The sequence below is a fragment of the Vreelandella aquamarina genome, assembly GCF_020075495.1.
GTDB classification, from domain to species: Bacteria; Pseudomonadota; Gammaproteobacteria; order Pseudomonadales; family Halomonadaceae; genus Vreelandella; species Vreelandella aquamarina_A.
The window spans coordinates 45,065-64,257 of record NZ_JABYQT010000002.1; the positions used below are offsets into that span (position 1 = coordinate 45,065).

The following is a 19,193-nucleotide window of genomic DNA, read 5'->3' on the forward strand; positions in this document are numbered from 1 at the left end:
GTCAGCCTTGCGCTTGGGCAAGCAGCGTGGCAAGCGCATCCAGTGTCTGGTCGATATGGGCCTTGGTGTGGTCATGGGCCAGGAAAAAGCGCAGCCGGGCACTTTTTTCAGGCACTGCCGGATGGAGAATGGGCTGCACGTTGATATGGTACTGCTCGAGCAGGGTGTGCGAGAGATGCGCGGCCAAAGGCGAGCTGCCCACGATGATCGGCACTACGGCGGCACCGATGCTGTGCCCGGTATCCATGCCATGCGCCTTGGCCCGCTCCAGGAAGTAGCGCGAAATCGCGTGGAGGTTTTCCACCCGCTCGGGTTCCTGCTGCATCAGTTCGAGCACCTTGATGGAAGGGGCAGCCACCTGCGCAGGCATGCCCACGCTGTACAAGAAGCCCGGTGCAAAGTAGCGCAGGGTTTCGACCAGCGCCTTGTTGCCGGCGATATAGCCGCCGCATCCGGAGAGGGTCTTGCTCATGGTGCCCATCCAGATATCGACCTCCGTCGGGTCGATGGCGAAGTGCTCGTGCAGGCCCAGCCCCGTAGCGCCCATGACCCCGAAGGAGTGCGCTTCATCCACCATCAGCCATACCTGGTGGCGCTTCTTGAGTTCGATGAAGCGCGGCAGATCCGGTATGTCGCCATCCATGCTGTAGAGCCCTTCGATCACCACAATCACCCGCTCGAACTGGTGACGATGACGGCTCAACAGCGCATCCAGCGCGTCCGGGTCGTTATGGGAAAACGACATGCGCTTGGCGCCGGAAAGCTGAGCGCCTACCAGGGAGCTGTTGTGGATGTACTCATCGTGCAGCACCAGGTCCTTGGGGCCGAGAAGATAGCCCAGGGTAGAGACATTGGTGGCGTGGCCACTGACGAACGCCACGGCGTCATCAGCCCGATAGGCGTGGGCAATGGCCTGCTCGAGTTCACGGTGAATGGGCCGCTCGCCGGAAACCACCCGGCTAGCGGAGACCGACGTGCCGTAGCGGGCGAGCGCGTCGGCGGCGGCCTGAGTCACCCGAGGGTCGCCGGAGTAGCCCAGGTAGTTGTAGCTTGCAAAGTTGATGCAGGCGGTTCCCTGGATCACGCTGGTAGCGCCGGCGATGCCTTCGTGCACCTTGAAGAAGGGGTCCTTGAGCCCCAACTGCTCGGCACCCTGGCGCAGCATGGCCAACTGCTGGTAGCCCGGGTGGGCGTCAAACCGCGTAAAGCGCTCGGCCACGGGCGCTGGCCTGGCATGGGCAGCACCCGCGCTGTCGTTTCGAGAGGCGGCACGCGGCGCGGTGCGCTTGCGTGCCTGCTCCAGCAGCTGGCGTTTCAGATCAGAGCGATGAGCGGTCATGGTGTCTCGGTGGTCGATGAAGTAGCGGCTGATTCCGTAATGGCGTCCGCGCCGTGGCGCGCGGCCAGCGAGGCTAACGCATCCTGGGGTGCCTCCTCAACATCGTCGTCATGCTGGTGAAGCTTCTGGATCAGCACGCCCGCCAGCTTGTCCAGCGTCGAGGCCTCACTGAGCACCATGACCGGCACCTGAACGCCCAGGCGGTTTTCGATCGCGGTCATCAGCTCCACACCCATCAGCGAATCGAAGCCCATGTCGTAGACCGAGCGGTTGACGTCGATCTTCTCCTCTTCGATCAAGAGGATACTGGCAAGCTCGGCGCGCAGGAGTTCGGTGACCGTCGTGTGCAGTTCCTCCGGCGAAAGATCCGCCAGCAGGGCGCTGATATCGTCGTCGGCCTCACTGCTGCCGTCATCGTCGCTGGCGCGGGCAATCTCGCAAAAGCGCGGTGCCTCGGCGGTGGGCAAGAAGCGGGCAAGCGCGCCCCACTCAAGCTCCAGCACACCCAGGCTCGGGCCGGGGGTTACCAGCATCTGTTCGAGTACCTTGAGCGCGTCGTCCGAGCGTAGCGCCGAACCGCCCAGGCGCTCCTGCAGGGCATCGCGGGTACGGGTGTTGCGGGCCAAGAAGCCTACATCCTCGATGGCACCCCAGCGCACGCAGGTAGCGGCAAGCCCGGTGGCGCGGCGGCTGGCGGCAAAGGCTTCCAGCCAGTGGTTGGCGGCCACGTAGTTGGCCTGGCCGGGGTTGCCGAACAGCGTGGTGGCCGACGAATACAGGACGAAGAAGTCCAGCTGATCGTCCCGCGTCAGGGCATCCAGATGGCGAGCGCCCTCGATCTTGGGAGCCAGCACTTTCTGAATACGTTCGGCGTCCAGGTTGCGAATCAACCCGTCGTCGATCACCGTGGCGGCGTGCACGATACCGCGCAGCGGGCCAAGCTCGTCTTTCACGCGAGCCAGCACCTCGGCAAGCGCGCGGCGGTCGGTAATATCGCAGGCGGTAGCGAGTACCTCGACGCCTTGCGCCTGGAATTCCGCCATGGCTGCCTGGGCTTCGTCGCTTGACGGGCCGCTGCGGCTGAGCAGTACCAGCTGGCGGGCACCTTTGCTCACCAGCCACTGGGCCGTCTTGAGGCCGAAACCACCCAGGCCCCCCGTGACCAGATAGCTTGCGCTGCTGTCCAGGGTCAGGGTTGCACTGCCCAAGGCTTCGTTTTTCGGCGGGGCAATGGGCTGCTCATAGGTCACTACCACCTTGCCGATCTGGCGCGCCTGCTGCATGTAACGGAAGGCGTCGATCACCTGGCTGTGGCTGAAGGCGGTGAACGGCAGCGGGCTGAGCGTGCCGTCGTTGAACAGTGCCATCATCTCGCTGAACAGGCGCTGGGTCAGGGCGGGCTGCACCTTCATCAGCTGGTCGGAGTCGATGCCGAAGTAGCTCAGGTTGTTGCGGAACGGGCGCAGGCCGATATGGGTATTCTCGTAGAAATCCCGCTTGCCAAGCTCCAGGAAGCGCCCGAACGGGCGCAGGGCGCGCAGGTTCTGGTTGATGGCTTCACCGGCCAGCGAGTTGAGCACGATATCCACGCCTTCGCCCTGGGTGTCTTCCAGAATCTCTTCGGCAAAGGTGAGCGAGCGGGAGTCATAGAGCCGCTCGATGCCCATCAGGCGCAGGAAATCGCGCTTCTCCTCAGAGCCCACCGTGGCGTAGATCTCGGCACCCATCCACTTGGCGATCTGCAGGGCAGCAATGCCCACCCCGCCAGCGGCGCCGTGAATCAGCACTTTCTCGCCGGGTTCCAGGCGCGCCAGGTGTTTGAGCGCGTAGTACACGGTGAAGAAGGTAGTCGGAATGGTGGCGGCGGCGGCGTAGCTGACACCGTCCGGCAGCGGGGCCACCGCGTGCTGGCTGGCAATCAGGCGGTCGCTGAAGCTGGCCGGGCCGAAACCGACCACGGCCTGGCCGGGCGCAACGTGGGTCACGTTCTCGCCCACGGCCACGACTTCACCGGAGAACTCGAGGCCCAGGGTCGGCCCGGCAAAGCCGTTTTCGATGGCTTCATCGGACAGCAGGCCGAGGGTGTACATCACGTCGCGGAAGTTGAGCCCGGTGGCCTTGACGCGAATTTCCACGTCGTCGGCTTTCAGCTCGGCAAGCTCGCGCGGGCGCCACTGCAGCTGGCGCAGCTGGCCGGGCAGGGCAAAGCCGAGCGTCATCGCCTGGCGTGCCGGGGCCTTGTCCGCCTGAACCGGCGCCGGGGCGGGAAGCGTGCGCAGGCGCGTGGCGTAGCGTTCGCCGGTCGCGGTAATCACGACTTCGTTTTCGCGATCCGCGACGCTCAGCGAATCTGCCCAGGCGGTGAGCGCGGCGTCGCTGACGTCATCAGGGATATCCAGCAGGCTGGCCGTATGGCCGACGGCCTCGTTGGCAAGCGAGCGGCCAAAGCCCCAGAAAGCGGCGTCGTCGAACACCGGCGACGGTGTCGCGCCGGTTTGCCATACCGGGCTGACTCCTTGAGTGGTGAGCCAGAGCGTGGCGGCAGCCAGCCCCTTGGCTTCAAGCGCCAGGCTCCACTGCTGGGCGCGGTGGCAGCGCAATGTCTGGGCATCGGTACTGGCACCATTCAGGCCGCGCAGGTCGATCACGTTCAGGGCGCGGGCGGCATCGCCAAGCTCGGCCAGGGCCTTGTCCAGAAGCGCTGCCGGTGCCTGTTCGCCCTGTTCGATGACCACCTTTGCCTGGCGCTGAATAAGCGCATCGGCCAGGCGCTGGGCCAGCGGGTCGGTAGCCGCGTCTGCCACGATCAGCTGATGCGGCGCCGGGGCATGCTCGGCAGCGCCCGCGGCCGCAGGCATCTGGGCGTGCAGCAGGTAGGCACCGGCCATGCCTTCTTCGAGCTCGATGGGAGCCGACACCATCAGGCCCTGAGCACTCAGCCACTCGCTTAAAGTGGCGGGCTCCAGGGCGGTCTGGTCGATGCCGGGAGTGGCCAGCACGTCATCCAGCCAGCGGCTGGGAGCAATGGCCACCACCATGACCTGCGCACCAGGGGCGAGCTGGCCGGGCAGGGCCTCGATCAATTGGCGCGTATGAGCCGGCTGGGTAACGTCCGCACTCACGAACGCCAGCTGGGCTTTTTCAGCGCTCGCCAAGGTGTCGTGCGTGCCATCCAGCGGCTGCACATCGATCAGCGGGAAGCGTTCCTGAAGCTGTTCGGCCTGATGCCGGGCGCTGTCGTGGGTGGTCAGCGCCCGGTAGTGGTAAGGCGCCCGATAGTGATAAGGCGCCGTCGGGGCGGTGTTCTCCAGCATTTCGAGCAGGCGCTGGCCCAGCGCCGGCGCGCAGGGGCCGGCCTCGAGCAGCGAAAGGTGCTCGCCGCTTGCAAGCTCGTCAAGAGCGGTGCGCATCAGCTCGCCCAGCTCATCTGCCAGCAGCTGCCAGCCGCTTTCCCCGACCAGCACGCGGTTAAGGCGCGCCAGGTGCTCTGCAGAAATGCCCAGGTCCTCGAGCGGCGTGGTGCCGCTTTGCAGCGCCTGGCGGTGCAGGCCCAGGCGGCCAACCAGGTGAACCGGGGCAAAGTAGTCAGGGTACTCCTGCACCAGCAACTGCCAGATGGTTTCCGGCGCCAGCTGCTCGTCGCTGCCATCAACCGCCAGGCCCTGCTGGCTGAACGCTTCGCTCAGGCTGTCCAGCAGCGGGGCGACTTCCTGGGCATAGCGCTGGCCGGTGTGAGCCGCGTAGCGCTCGCCAAGCCCCGCCAGGCGCGTCAGCGACTCGGCAGGCAGCGTGATGGCAGCAGCGGTCAGCGGCGCCGGGGTAAGCTCGACATCCAGGTAGCTGAACGGCTGGTGGTGAGCGCGGTTCAGGCGAATCGCCTTGAAGCGGGTCTGGCTGAGCACGGCCACTGCACGCCCTTCGGCGTCGAACAGCTCGAAATCCGCAGTGAAGGAGTGCGGCGCCCGCTTGCCCATGACCGCACGGGCCATCACCGGCGCGCCGGCCTGGGTGTTCACCTGGATGCGGCCCACGCGCACGGGCACGAACGCCAGTTGGGCGGCGAACTCGCTGTGTCGGGCCAGCAGCGGAATGAACATCTGGAAGGCACTGTCCAGAATGCCGGGGTGCACGTGCAGCGAGGAGAGCTGGGCCTCGACATCGCTTGAGAGTTCGATCTCGCCGATGACGGCGTCTTCCTCGATCCAGCCGCGGCGGATCGCCTGGAAGGCCGGGCCATAGTGCAGGCCGATCCGCTCGGCCATCGCGAGATGGTCGTCTAGCGTGTAGTCCGGCGCCCGGTCGGGGCGTCGTGGCGCCTGGCGTTCGAGCAAGAAGCCGCGGCTTTCGCGCATGGTGCGGGCCACGGCATTCAACTGCCACTCGTGGCCGTTGGCGGGCTCGCGGGAGTGGATGGCCATGCGCCCGTCATTCGGGTCAAGCGACAGGCGCATGGTGCGGCCGTTGGGGCCATCCAGCAGCAGCGGCGCACGAATTTCCAGCTCTTCGACATCCAGTAGCGGGGTGTCGTGCTGGGCCAGCGCGGCGGCCAGGGTAAGTTCGACGAACCCGGCGCCGGGGAAGACCGCGCCTTCGCCCACCACGTGGTCGGCCAGCCAGGGCTCGCGCTTGGTATCCAGCTGGCTTTCCCAGGTGTTTTCCTGCTGGGCAAGCGGATAGCCCAGCAGCGGGTGCTGGTAGTAGCGCGACAGCAACCCTTGGCTGTCCTGAGTACTGTTGACCCAGTGGCGAGTGTGCTGCCAGGCGTAGCGCGGCAACTGCACGTGCTGGCCTTCCACCGGGAAGAGATGCGCCACATCCAGCGGAAGCCCGCTCAGCAGCAGCTGACTGATGCTGCTGTTCAGGTATTCAAGGCCCGGCTTGTGGCGCTCGAGCGTACCGATGACCAGCCCCGTGCGCTCCTGCTGGCGCAGCGACTCGTTGAGGTAGCGGCGCAGAATCGGGTGCGCACCCACCTCGATAAACACGTTGTAACCCTGTTCGATCAGCGCCGTGGCGGCGTGGTCGAACAGTACCGGCTCGCGGATGTTCTTCCACCAGTAGGTGGCGCCCAGCTCGCTGCCCTGGCTGATCTGGCCGGTAACCGTCGAGTAGTAGGGGAGTACTGTCGGGCGGGGCGAAATGCTGGCCAGCGCGTCGATCACCCCGGCCTGGATGCTGTCCATGGCCGGGCTGTGGAAGGCGTAATCCAGCGGCAGGCGTTTGGCGAAAACGCCCTGGTCGCTCAACTGCGCTTCAAGCGCGCTCAGCTGTTCGCGCTCGCCGGCCAGGGTGATGCCTTTGGGGCTGTTGACCCCCGCCAGGCACACCTTGTCGAATTCGGGCCGGGCAAGCCAGGGTTCGATCTCCTCGGCGCTCATGGCCACGGCGGACATTTCACCCAGCCCGCGGGTCTTGCCCTGGTAGTGGCTGCGGTAGTAGATCACCTTCACCGCGTCTTCAAGGCTCAGGCTGCCTGCGGCCCAGGCGGCGGCCACTTCACCCACGCTGTGGCCAAATACCGCCGAGGGCGTGATGCCCTGGGCTTTCAGCCACTCGGTGAGGGCTACTTGCAGGGCAAACAGCGCCGGCTGGGCAATCTCGGTCAGCTCGAAGCGGTGTTCGCCATTTCTGCCCGCCAGCTCGTCGCGCAGTGAAAAGTCGCCGTACTGCTGGAACAACTGATCGACCCGGTCGATGGCATCGCTGAATACCGGGGCGGTGTCGAGCAGGTCGCGGCCCATGGTTTCCCACTGGCAGCCGTTGCCGTCATATACGAAGACAGGGCCACGAGCATTGTCCAGCCGCTCCAGCGTGACGACGCTTGCCGGGTTTTCGCCTTCGGCAAACTGCGCAAGCGCCGTGGCGGCCTCCTGCGGGGTTTCGGCGAAACAGAGCGCCCCGAAGGCGTGCTGTTCGCGGCGGTGGTAGAGCGTGTGGGCGATGTCGTAGTAGGCGCTATCGCTCTCTTGCAAGAACGCGGCCAGGGCGCGGGCGTTGGCGGCCAGTGCCTCCTGGCTCCTGGCGCTCAGGCGTACCGGCAGGGCATGGGCGGGTGCCACCGCCGGCGGCGCGCTGTTTTCCGGCGCGCTTTCCAGAATGACGTGGGCGTTGGCCCCGCCAAAGCCGAAGGAGTTGATGCCGATGACCAGGCGGCCCTGCTTTTTCAGCGGCTGCGCCTTGGTGACCACGTGCAGGTTCCACTCATCGAACTTGATGCGCGGGTTCAGCTTGCGGATACCGATGGTGGCGGGCACTTCACGGTGCTGCAGGCTGTACAGCGCCTTGGCAAGCCCGGCCACGCCGGAGGCGGTTTCCAGGTGGCCCACGTTACTCTTGATCGAGCCGATGGGAAGCGGCGACTGGCGATACTGGCCCAGCGCCTCGCCGATCGCACGGGTCTCGATGGGGTCGCCCACCGCGGTGCCCGTGCCGTGGGCTTCCAGGTAGTCGATCTCGTCCGGGGCGATCCCGGCCTGTTCGTAGGCGCGGCGCATCAGCTCGATCTGGGCGGTGGGGTTTGGAACCGTCAGGCCGGACTTGTGGCCATCGGTATTGACCGCCGAGCCTGCCACCACGGCCAGAATGTGATCGCCATCGGCCACGGCCTGGTCATAATCCTTGAGCAGGAACAGCCCGGCCCCTTCGGAGCGCACGTAGCCGTTGCCCGCTTCATCGAACACCTGGCAGCGGCCGGTGGGCGAGAGCATGCTGGCCTTAGAGAAGATGATGAACCCGTAAGGGTGCAGGTGCAGGCTGATGCCGCCCGCCAGGGCCATGTGGGTCTCGCCACTGCGTATGGACTGGCAGGCCTGGTGAAACGCCACCATGGAAGACGAGCAGGCGGTATCCAGCGACATGCTGGGGCCGTGCAGGTCGAACACGTAGGAGAGACGGTTCGAGGCGATGCTCGAGGTGTTGCCTGTGGCGGTCGAGGCATCGATGGCCGCCATGTCATCGGCCATCCGGTAAGAGTAATCAAGGCTTGCCACGCCCAGGAAGACGCCGCACTGGCTGCCGCGCAGGCTGGCAGGCTGGATGCCCGCGCTCTCCATGGCTTCCCAGGCAAGTTCCAGCAGCATGCGCTGCTGGGGGTCCATGTTGGCCGCCTCGCGGGGCGATATGCCGAAGAACTCGGCATCGAAACCGCTGATGTCGCCCAGGCTGCCGGCGGCAAAGGTCACGCTGGTGCCAGGATGACGTTTATCCGGGTGCTGGAAAGCGTCATGGCTCCAGCGGTCGGGGGCCACTTGGGTGACTAAATCCTTTTCGGCTTGCAGGTCCTGCCAGAACGTTTCAGGGGTCGTACCTGGAAAACGATGGGCGGCGCCGATGATGGCAACGCGTTTAGTCATTCTTGCTCCTGAGGTTCTGGTTCTGCCTTGATCACATCGCTACTTATATCGTGTCCAAACGCTTGTTCAAATAGCTGGACGCCCAGCTCGCTGGCGGCCAGGGCACGCTGGCCTGGCTGCCCGGTCGATGGGGCGTCTGGCTCGTGAGCCGCTGTCGGGCCCTCGGCTTGCCCCTTTACGCGCTGGCGCGAAGATGTTGACCATAACATGTAGGGAGTAGTGCCGGCAGGCGGTGAAAAATACTGATACGCTGCGGGCAGTATGGGCACGTGGTCACCGTACCAGCCCAGCACCCCCGGCCGCTTCGCCGCATTCAGGGCGCGCTTGAGGCTGTCGAGCATCCTGTCGGCCTCGCCCAGGTGGCGCAAGTATACGGCCAAATCGCGCAAGTGGGTGGGCAGCGGCCAGGGAGCCGTAGGCAGCGCTGTTGCCAGGTTTTCCTGAACCGGCGCTTCCAGATGCAGTGGCCCGTGGTTTTCCATGGTGATCACGAACACGAAAAGCGGCCTATTATCACCATCCTCGAGCAGGCGTCCAACTTTTCTTGCAACGGCCATGTCGCCGATGTACTGCCCCTGGCGGTCGCTGCTCTCGAAGCTCTCGATATCGATGAACGTCTCGAAGCCAAGCTGTGGAATCACCTTGTGGCGCATGTAGAAACTGGCAGGGTAGGGGTGAATGCACACCGTACGGTAGCCAGCGGCCTTGAAGGTGCTGGCAAGGCTTGGCAAGGGGTGGCGCGACAGCGTGCGGTAGGGGTTGAACTGGCGCGGGCCCCAGGCGCTGGGCGCAAGGCCGGTGAGCACCGCGCATTCGGTACGCACGGTGTTGGCGCCCCAGGCAGGTACGCTCAGCTCGCCATGCTGCAGGGCTTCTGCGCGCGTGGTGTCGAAGTGGGTCAAAAGGCTATCGGCGATATCCGGATACCAGGGGCGCGGGTCGAAGAACGACTCGCTCTGCACCAGCACCACGTTGGCCAGCGCTTCATCCGAAGGCTTCTGGCCGCTGGCCGCAAGCTTCTCGGGCAATTGATGAAAAGGCGACTGCTCCGGCATTGGCGGCGCTGAGCGCATCAGCGCCACGCCATAGGCCCAGAGGCTGGCATACAGCCCCAGCCGGTCCATGTCGTCTACCGGGTTCAGCGTAATCGGCGCCAGTGCCCGCCAGCCAAGCGCTACCAGTACCGCGCCCAGCAGGGCAAGCACCCCGGCATGCAGCAGGAAGGCCGGCCCGCCCCACTGGCTTACCAGCGAAGGCTCCCAGTAGAGGAACCCGCCAATCGCCACTGCCCCGGCAGCAATGGCGGCAATCGCCAAGCCCGTGCCGAAGAAGGGCACGTACAGGCGCGGGTGCAGAATGGCGTCCCAGAAGTACTCGAAATCGTGGCAGATGAACGGCTCGTTCAGGGTGCTCGATTTGGTGTTGCTGGACTGCACCACCACCAGTTGCAGCGAAAGCACGAATATCACCGCAAACCAGGGGCGCGTGAGCACCAGCACGAACAGGCCAAACAGCAAAAGCCAGCTACCCAGGTGCACGCTATTGGCCGCTATCCCGCGCCGCCATAAAGGTTGCGGGCGGGGGCGAAGCAGCGCTTCACAGCCAAGCGTTGCCGCAAGCCCGACCAGCAGCGGCCAGAAAAGCTGTGTCGCTAACGAGGCGGTCATGTCAGGCGCCTCCCAGGTCATCGGTATGGTCGAACCCGAGGCGCTTGATCAGCCACTGGGAAATGGAGGCCGGCAGTACCGCCAGCCACCAGGTGCCGAAATTCAGCGGAAACGGAAAGCTGATGCGGGCCTTGTTGGCCTCGATGCCGCGCTTGATGACCCTGGCGGCGCGCTCCGGCGGCCATTCGAAAGGCTTCGGCCCCGGCATGGCGTTGCACATGGGGGAGGTGACGTAGCCGGGCATCACTACGGTCACGCCGATTCCAGAAGGCCCCAGCAGGCCACGCAGGCTCTCGCCGTAGGCCTTGATGCCGGCCTTGCTGGCGCTGTAGGTGGGCGTGGTGGGCAGGCCATGCCACCCCGCCAGCGAGCTGATGAACACCAGATGGCCGCTGCCGCGGGCGCGCATGGCGGGTACCAGGCGCTGGGCCATGGCGATGGGCGTCTTCAGATTGATATCCAGTAGTGCCTGCACATCCGCCCAGGGCTCCAGCTGCCCTGGCGCTTCGGGGTGGGTATTCTTCCCCGCGTTGGCAATCACGATATCCGGGGTATGCGTGGCGCAAAGCGCTTCGAGCCACTGCGCCAGCGCCGCCTCATCGGTCAGGTCGACCGAGGAGGTGCTTACCTCGGCGCCCAGCGCCTGGCAGGCATCGGCCAGGGTAGCGAGTGCGGCCTGCTGCCGGCCATGCAGGATCAGATGGGTGTGCTTGTCGGCGTAGGCCTTGGCGAGCGCACCGCCAATGGCGCCGGTGGAACCGGTAATCAGTACGCAGCGCTGGTTCAAGGCGCGATGTTCGGCAGTGCTCAAAGCAGTTTCTCCAGCGGCGACGGGCAGGCTTCCAGTATGTGGGCGGCATTGTTGACCGCCAGGTCCATGCTCGGCTGGCAGTAGAAGCCGCCGTTGACCTGTACGGTATGCATCACCGTCTTGCGAAAGTAGCCAAACAGCTGCTGGCTGGGTGGGGGTGGCTGGTGCCAGAACTCATCCAGGCTCTCCTGGCAGGTAAGCCCGGCCAGGTTGTAGATCGGGTCGCTGAGCGCGAAGGTGGGGCACTGTTTTTCGAGCGACACGAACCCGACGGTGCTGTTCACCGTGACCACGCCCTGGGCATGCTTGATCAGCGTATCCAGGTTGCCGGATTCAAGGTACACGATACGCCCTTCCAGGCCGTAAAACCGCGCAAGCCTTGCGATGACGCCCGGATAGTTCACCAGGCCCATGTCCAGGGGATGGTTCTTGATGCACAGCAGCGCATCCCCCGGCGCATGTTCGGCAAACGAGCCCATTACGTGATCCATCACCTCCTGCATGTTGGCATAGGGTGAGTGGTCGCGGATCTGGGCATCGGTATTGAGCTGCAGCGGCAGGATGAAGTAGGGCTTCTGGCTCTCGATCAACGCCTTGATGCGCTCGGCATCCCGCGGCTTCCACTTCTTCAGCAGCGTGAAGCGCTTGAGATAGCCTGCGTACTCCACCGGTGCGCTGATTGGTGCATGGTTGCGATAGCGCGGCGCTACCAGCGGGTTGGCAAGCCCGGCCAGGTGGTAGGCCACATCGTGCAGCGCCCGGATCTTGAACGATGAGCGAAAGCGCACCGGCGCGGGCAGTTCGGGCAAGGCCCGGCCGGTGTCGTAGAACCAGCTGGGGTCACGGGGCAGCAGCGAGTGCCCGTTCACCCCATCGCGCTCCAGGGTGATCCAGAAGGGGCGAAAGTAGCCCTCTTCGAACACATGGGTGCGCACCCCGGCGGCGGGGGCATTTTCCACGGCGGGACGATGGATCGGACGGCGGTCGCCGAACATGACCTGATCGGTGATGGCGTAGCGCTGCCAGAGCGACTGGATATAGGCCGGCAGCTCGCTCAGCGGCTCACGAAACAGGTGAGTTTCACTGTGGGTGCGCTGCCAGTAGGCCATGTCGCCAGCGTTGAAGTTGACCTTTATCACGCGGTGCCCATCGTCGGTAAGCCTGCGCGCCAAACGTTGATAAAAGGGCGAGCAGACCCCCTGTAAAAATAAGAATGCGCGCTTTTGCTTCAACTCAATGTCTTCCAATCAATAAATTGCGGTATTGCCGATAAAGACGCTGCTTCCATGTCAGCGTCGGTTGCTGCGCTCTGGCCCGTTCCAGCAGGCTGACGACGGTTTCTGCATTGCAGAGCTTTCGGCTCTGCGGGTCTACATAGCCGGGATAGAGAATCAGTGTGCCGGCGACCAGTGCATCGAGTGACAGGCGGCGAGATCGGCGCTCGCAGCGCATGGCATCCTGGGTCAGCCCCCAGCCGGCGTAGAACGGCATGCCGTAGGTCACCACCTGACGATGACGCAACAGCGCCTCGAACCCCGTCAGCGAACTCATGGTGTGCACCGCATCGACTCGCTCCAGCAAGGTCGCGATATCCATGTGGCTGGCATCCAGATCATACAGGCGTTTGGCATCGGGTTCGAGTGCTCCTACCCGCGCGCCGCTGATGACGTCCGGATGCGCTTTGTAGAGAATGAACGCCTCTGGGTTGGCCTGGCGCACCGCTCGCAGCAGGGCGCTGTTGGTACGCACTTCCGGCGAGCCCGTGGCAATCGAGGCGTCGCTTTCCACCTGGCCGGGCACCAGCAGGATGCGTTTTCCCTTGGGCAGCTCGACATGGCTTGCGCCGCGCACGTTGTACTTGGAGAGCTTGAGGGCCACCAGGCGCTCGCGCAGGGCAGCCGCACGTTCGAGCAGGTCATCGCTGAACGTTGCCTGTTCGAGCAGGGCTTCCAGGTCGCTTGGCCGGGTGGGGTCGTAATAGATGCCGCGGGAGTCGATCACCAGCGACAGCGGCTGGGCAAGGTCCACCCCGAGCCCCACCGAGCGGATGAAGCCATCCTCTATTCGCCACAGCTGGGGCATCAGCGCGCTGTGCTGGCGCTCGAAGGCGGCATCGATACGGCTCGACCAGACCAGAAGCCGCTGGCTGGGCGGTGTGGCGGGCAGTGCCTTCTGATAGGTAACCCGAGCGGCGCTGCCCGCAAAGTGATGGATGAAACCCCGCTTCCAGGAGGAGAACCCACAGGCCAGCCACTGCCCGCGCAAACGCTCCTGCTGGCGCTTCTGGTCGGCAATCAGCGCGATGGTCTCTTCGAGCGTGGCGGGTTCTTGGGTGTAGGGATTGACGTAGCGCGTGTAGCGCAGATAAGCGGCGGCAAACACCTCGGCAAGCGTGCGCCGCACACGCCGGCGCGTGCAGGGCAGTTGATCCTGGGTAAGCCCCCAGCCGGCATAGAAGGGCAGGCCAAAGCAGTGCACCTGCTTGCCGGCCAGCAACGCTTCAAACCCCAGCTGGCTGGTGACCACGTAGACGGTGTCCACCTGATCGAACAGCGCCCAGGGGTTGAGGTCCTCACTCACTACGCGACAGCGCGGGTGGGCCTGCGCCTGCCCGAGATGGCCCTGCTTCTTGCCGGCAATCACATCCGGGTGGACCTTGACCAGAATCTCCGCGTCCGGATGGTTCGCAAGCGCTGCATCGAGCATGTCGGTAAAGCGTTGCGCAGTGGCCCCGCCATACTCGATCGAGGCATCGCCCGCGGTTTGATCCACCACCAGCACGTGGGCCGTGGCCGGGGCGGCAAGGGGGCGGTCCGGGGCGTGGTTGTATTTCGAGAGCCGATAGCGAACGAGCTGTTCGATACAGCGCTTGGCCTGATGAAGCTCATCGTCGGTAAAGGTGGCCGTATTGAGCCAGTTCTCCAGATCCGAAGGCCGCGAGGCGTCGTAATAGATGCCCGTGTGGTCGACCACCAGGCTATGCGCCTGATATCCGTTGACACCGAGCCCGAGCGAGCGCAAAAAGCCGTCCTCCAGGGCAATGTAAGGTAGCCGGTGGCGCCTGGCGTAGCGTCTGGCGCGAACGCTGGTGGGCTTCAACCCCCAGCCGAGCACGGCATCGGGCTTGCCTTGCAGTGGCCGCAGCCGGAAGAATTGACTAAATTCAGGCAGCAGGACGTGGAGGGTATCGATGTTGCCAATCCCTGCGGAGGTATAGCCTGCCGTGTATGTCGCCATGGGGGGGTCGTCGGTCTTTTAAAAGCGGAGAACATACGTGAAATGGGCGCGCTTATCAATTAAGTGCAGTAAGTGCTTAACTATTTGAAATTTTGGTCAAGTAATCCCACGGATTAAAAAAATTTACTTTTATTATTTTGACCAGCGCGCACAATAACTTTTTTTCTTCATGGTATGGCCGCATAAGAATAGTCGAGGCCGCACAGGTAAAAGGGCGTATTTCAAAAAGGATAATGGGTGTTCTTGTCTTGTCTTTCTAAAAAACTGTCGTGTGTTCGTACCCTGAGAGGCCAACTGCTGCTGGGGCTTTTGATCACGCTGCTGACGCTGGTGGCGCTGCTGTTGGGGTTGGCCTGGCAGATGGGGAAAACCATGGTGCTTGAAACCAACATGACGCACCTGCGTTATGAAGCACGCCTGCTCGCCGATGAAGTGACCCAGCAGGTAGAGCTGCGTTTTCAGGCGCTGCAGCGCCTGAGCACCACGATAGGCTTCAGCGACGACCCCGAGTGGCTGAACTATGAGCTTCGCCACAGCGGGACACTGCTGGCCTGGTTCGATGGCATCGTGGTCATGAACCGCAGCGGTCAGGTGATTGCCGATTGGCCAAGTGTCGTGGGCCGGGTGGGGCTCGATGCCTCGGATAGCGAGTTCTTCAAGATGGTGCGCGGCACTCGTCAGCCGCACATGAGCGAGCCCTTCATCGGCCGGGCGAGCAAGATACCCATGGTGGTGGTCAGCGTGCCGCGCCTGGATGAGCGGGGCGAGTTTGCCGGCCTGGTCGGCGGCGTACTCAGCCTGGACTCCGGAGGGCTTTTCAACCGCCTGGCCAAGGTACGCCTGGGCGAGGAGGGCTATGCGGGGGTGGCCACTGCCTCGGGCAAGGTTCTCTACCATCCCGTCTCTTCGATGATCAATACCGAGGTTCCCAGCGAGGCGAAAAACCCGCTGCTTCACCAGGCGCTGGATGGCTGGCAGGGCGACGGGGTGGGCAAGCTGGTCAACGGCGAGGTGGGGCTGCAATCCTACGCCCAGGTGTGGCCGGCCAACTGGGTCATCGGCCTTTACTTGCCAAGTCACCAGGCCCAGGTGCCCCTGGCGGGCTTTATCCGCCAGCTTGGGTGGATGTGGCTGGTGCTTGCCGTTCTGATCATGCCGCTTTTATGGTGGATTCTGGCGCGTATCCTGACCCCGCTGAGCCACCTGGAAACCCAGATAGGCGAAGTCGGCCGCGGCAAGCGCCAGCGTGTCGATCTGGCCACTTCCATGCAGGAGCTGCAGCAGGTTGCCTCTACCTTCAACCGCGTGGAGGATGAGCGCCAGTCGCTGGTCGAGCACCTTCACGAACGCCAGGCCTTTCTGGACACGGTGCTCAGTGCCGTACCCCAGGGCATGTTCGTTGCCAACTTCGATGGCGCGATTACCTACATGAACCCGGCGCTGTTGAGCATGCTGGGGATCTCATCCAACTGGACCATGGAAGCACTGCTTGACCAGATCCACGATGATGACCGAAGCGGCGCCCGCGACATGTGGCAATACAGCCTGAGCAGCGGCAGCGACTTCGTGCGGCAGCTGAGGTTCTCCCGCCTGGACCAGGAGATGCTGTGGCTGGATATTCATGCCCGCGTGGTTCTGCTCACCCAGGGCGGCCATTCGCTCGGCCTGGTGGGGGTGGTGAAGGATATTACCGAGCGCCGCCAGCAAGAGGCGCTGCAGCGCTGGGAGGCCGAGCACGACCCGTTGACCGGGCTTTTGAACCGCCGCGGGTTCGAACGCCGCCTGGAAGAAGCCTTTGCCGATTTCCAGAAGACCAGCACGCCGTCGGCGCTGCTGATGTTCGACCTGGATCACTTCAAGCCGATCAACGATGAAGGCGGCCATGCCCTGGGCGATGAAATGCTGCGCCGGATCGCCCAGATCATCGCCTGGGAAGTACGCCGCAGCGACCACGTGGCGCGCCAGGGCGGTGACGAGTTTGCCGTGCTGCTGCCCAGCTGTACGCTGTCTCAGGCCCAGCTGATTGCCGAAGCGTTGCGCCAGGCGGTCAGTGAAGTGTCAGTGACCAATGACGGCAAGGAGTACCGAGTGACCTTGAGCATGGGCGTAACCAGCTTTGATGATCATGATATCGGTATTGACGATGCGCTTTCCCGTGCCGATGCCGCAAGCTACGACGCGAAGGGCCAGGGACGGGACAGCGTGGTGGTAAAATTACCCAAAGAGATAGACCCCATGGACATGTTCGATTGATGCCATGGCACTGGCGCCTCAAGGCATAAAACGAAAGCATGTTGATTTGGTAGAGAGACCCCTGTGAACCTACTTGAACTGTTTGTCCAGACGCTGGATATCACCCTGCCGGTATTTGCCATGGTGTTTCTTGGCATCGGCTTGAAGCGCCTTGGCTGGATTGACCGCCAGTTCGTGGCCACGGCCTCCGCGCTGGTCTTCAAGGCCACGCTGCCCACGCTGATCTTTCTGAGCCTGATCAAGGCCGACATTGGCGTGGCGCTGGATATTCCCATGATGCTGTTCTTCGCCATCGCCACCCTCGGGCAGTTTGCGCTCAGCTGGCTATGGGCGTGCTACCGCATTCCCTACGCCGAGCGGGGCATCTACGTTCAAGGCGCCTTTCGGGGTAACTGCGGCGTGGTGGGGCTGGCCTTGGCTGCGGGCATGTACGGCAACTACGGGCTTTCCGCGGGCAGCCTGCTGGTGGGGGTGGTAATCGTGATGTACAACGCGCTTTCCGTGGTGGTGCTGGCCTCCTACCAGCCGGGGCAGGCAGCCAACTGGAAGAGCATCCTCAAGCACATTGCCGTCAACCCGCTGATCATTTCCGTGGTGGTGGCGCTGCCGTTCACCGCGCTCTCCATTTCCCTGCCCAGCTGGGTGATGACCTCCGGCGACTACTTCGCTTCGCTCACGCTGCCGCTGGCGCTGATCTGCATTGGCGCCACGCTTTCGGTTTCCAGTATTCGCGACAAGAGCGATGTGGCGATGAGCTCAAGCCTCATGAAGATGGCCGTGCTGCCGGTACTTTCCACCGCCGCGGCCTGGCTGGCCGGCTTCGAAGGCGAGCGGCTCGGCCTGCTGTTCCTGTTCTTTGCCAGCCCCACGGCGGCGGCCAGTTTCGTGATGGTAAAAGCCATGGGCGGAAACGCCGCCCTGGCCGCCAACATCATCGCCATCACCACCTTGATGGCCAGCATCAGCATCACCGCGGGCATTTTTGCCCTGCGCCTGCTCGGTTGGGTGTAATTGCGCCCGGGCGGGTTGGAGTGTCTTGCCGAACACGCTATACTGTGCGCCCCTTCTGCAAGCAAAGTCCCTGTAGCTCAGTAGGATAGAGCAGCCGCCTCCTAAGCGGCAGGTCGCAGGTTCGACTCCTGCCAGGGACGCCAACGGGCATTCTTCACAAGTCCTGAGAAAGCCAAAAATAGAGTGTAATACTCTGATATACAGTGATTTTAGGCTCCTTAGCGTTCCTTGGTGTTCTTTCCAAAGCCAGCTTCCAAGTGGTATACAGTGAGGTATATGCCCTTATTCGAGAATTCTCGGTATACCTCAATGGCTCTAACTACTCGAAAGATAAACGCAACCAAGCCAGGGGCGAAAATCGTTACCCTTTCCGATGGCATGGGATTAGAACTTAGGATCTCGCCCAACGGTAGCCGTGGCTGGCGTTTGCGCTATACCCGCCCCAATGGCAAACGCAACATGATAAGCCTGGGCAATTACCCTGACGTGAGCCTTGCAGAGGCCCGTGAGAAGCGAACCGACTTAAAGCGATTGATCGCCAAGGGTATTGACCCGGTCGAGCACAAACAGAACGAGAAGCGCGCCCTCAAGTACGCCACTGAGAATACTTTCAGGGTATTGGCGATGGAGTGGCACGCTGCCATGGTGCCCCGCTGGAAAGAAAGCTCTAAGCGAGCCAGCGACAGCAGGCGCGTGCTTGAGATGTACGTTTTCCCGAAGGTGGGGGATCGCTCGATCGAGGGCATTTTGCCTTTGGAGTGGCTGGAAATTCTGCGCACGCTAGAGGATGCGGGCAAATTCGAACAGAGACGCCGCCTGCACGCCTTTTGCCGTGATATCTACCGTTTCGCCATCATTACCGGTAGAGCCACTTATAACCCCCTCACAGACCTGCAAATGGCGCTCAAGCCCTATAAGCGGGGCAGCTTTCACCACATCCCCCAAAGCGAACTACCGCAGCTTGTGCGCGATATAGAGGCGTATGACAAAAGCCCTATGGTGCGCATTGGCCTGAAGCTCCTATTGCTGACAGCTGTTCGACCTGGAGAGCTACGCAATGCAGAGTGGGCCGAGTTCGATTTAGACGCCGCGGTCTGGAAGATTCCCGCCGAGCGCATGAAAATGGGTAGGGCGCACCAAGTGCCACTGCCTACCCAGGCCATTGACGAGCTGCGCTACCTGCATAAGCTCACCGGCCCATTCAAGCTCCTGTTCCCAGGTCGCAACAATCCGCGTAAGCCAATATCGGACGCTGCCTTTGGCATGGCTCTAAAGCGTATGGGCTACGAAGGGCGGCACGTCCCTCATGGCTGCCGCCACGTTGTGGCCACCGGCTTGAAAGAGCTGGGCTACCCAAGGGAATGGATCGAGCTACAGCTTTCACACAAGCTGCCAGGGATTGAGGGCGTTTATACCCATGCCGAACATATGGCACCGGAGCAGCGGCCCGCGATGATGCAATTTTGGGCTGATTATCTTTTAGGTAGCGAAAGGCACCAGGGCGGCCCTGTGCCATGATGGGT

At 63.3% G+C, this 19,193-nt stretch carries 9 protein-coding genes and 1 tRNA gene; 4 read left to right on the forward strand and 6 right to left on the reverse strand.

Annotated features, from left to right (window positions below; translation table 11 throughout):
• Window position 1 precedes the first annotated feature (1 nt).
• Genes HW452_RS02950 through HW452_RS02975 form a run of 6 tightly spaced genes read right to left on the reverse strand, consistent with a single transcriptional unit; the run spans window position 2 to window position 14,406 of the window.
• Complete coding sequence (locus tag HW452_RS02950; protein ID WP_224104614.1) at window positions 2-1,339, reverse strand: aminotransferase class I/II-fold pyridoxal phosphate-dependent enzyme; 1,338 nt, start codon at window positions 1,337-1,339, stop codon at window positions 2-4.
• Complete coding sequence (locus HW452_RS02955) at window positions 1,336-8,691, reverse strand: type I polyketide synthase (protein WP_224104615.1); 7,356 nt, start codon at window positions 8,689-8,691, stop codon at window positions 1,336-1,338. Before HW452_RS02955 ends, HW452_RS02950 begins: the two co-directional genes overlap by 4 nt.
• A complete protein-coding gene (locus HW452_RS02960) occupies window positions 8,688-10,358 on the reverse strand; it encodes an LTA synthase family protein (protein ID WP_224104616.1) in 1,671 nt (556 codons plus the stop codon). Before HW452_RS02960 ends, HW452_RS02955 begins: the two co-directional genes overlap by 4 nt.
• Before the next feature lies 1 nt (window position 10,359).
• Window positions 10,360-11,169, reverse strand: a complete 810-nt coding sequence (locus HW452_RS02965; RefSeq protein ID WP_224104617.1) for an SDR family NAD(P)-dependent oxidoreductase — start codon at window positions 11,167-11,169, stop codon at window positions 10,360-10,362.
• Window positions 11,166-12,401, reverse strand: a complete 1,236-nt coding sequence (locus HW452_RS02970) for a capsule biosynthesis protein (protein ID WP_224104618.1) — start codon at window positions 12,399-12,401, stop codon at window positions 11,166-11,168. The genes HW452_RS02965 and HW452_RS02970 overlap by 4 nt, the downstream gene beginning before the upstream one ends.
• 1 nt (window position 12,402) lies before the next feature.
• A complete protein-coding gene (locus HW452_RS02975; RefSeq protein WP_224104619.1) occupies window positions 12,403-14,406 on the reverse strand; it encodes a capsular polysaccharide biosynthesis protein in 2,004 nt (667 codons plus the stop codon).
• A 237-nt stretch (window positions 14,407-14,643) separates the two neighbouring features.
• Here HW452_RS02975 and HW452_RS02980 point away from each other — a divergent pair, with 237 nt between their 5' ends.
• From HW452_RS02980 to HW452_RS02995, 4 genes are all read left to right on the forward strand, one after another.
• On the forward strand, window positions 14,644-16,659 hold the full coding sequence (locus HW452_RS02980; protein ID WP_224104620.1) for a sensor domain-containing diguanylate cyclase: 2,016 nt from the start codon (window positions 14,644-14,646) through the stop codon (window positions 16,657-16,659).
• A gap of 63 nt (window positions 16,660-16,722) precedes the next feature.
• On the forward strand, window positions 16,723-17,670 hold the full coding sequence (locus HW452_RS02985; RefSeq protein ID WP_224104621.1) for an AEC family transporter: 948 nt from the start codon (window positions 16,723-16,725) through the stop codon (window positions 17,668-17,670).
• 66 nt (window positions 17,671-17,736) lie between these two features.
• Window positions 17,737-17,813, forward strand: a tRNA-Arg gene (locus tag HW452_RS02990).
• Window positions 17,814-17,979: 166 nt separating this feature from the next.
• Window positions 17,980-19,188, forward strand: coding sequence for a tyrosine-type recombinase/integrase (locus HW452_RS02995; RefSeq protein WP_224104622.1), 1,209 nt, complete (start codon window positions 17,980-17,982; stop codon window positions 19,186-19,188).
• Window positions 19,189-19,193: the final 5 nt, after the last annotated feature.

What these genes read in the sequence shown, in the direction of transcription:
- HW452_RS02950 (WP_224104614.1), bottom strand. Translation starts at nt 1,339, where the DNA reads ATGACCGCTCATCGCTCTGATCTGAAACGCCAGCTGCTGGAGCAGGCA.
- HW452_RS02955 (WP_224104615.1), bottom strand. Translation starts at nt 8,691, where the DNA reads ATGACTAAACGCGTTGCCATCATCGGCGCCGCCCATCGTTTTCCAGGT.
- HW452_RS02960 (WP_224104616.1), bottom strand. Translation starts at nt 10,358, where the DNA reads ATGACCGCCTCGTTAGCGACACAGCTTTTCTGGCCGCTGCTGGTCGGG.
- HW452_RS02975 (WP_224104619.1), bottom strand. Translation starts at nt 14,406, where the DNA reads ATGGCGACATACACGGCAGGCTATACCTCCGCAGGGATTGGCAACATC.
- HW452_RS02995 (WP_224104622.1), top strand. Translation starts at nt 17,980, where the DNA reads ATGGCTCTAACTACTCGAAAGATAAACGCAACCAAGCCAGGGGCGAAA.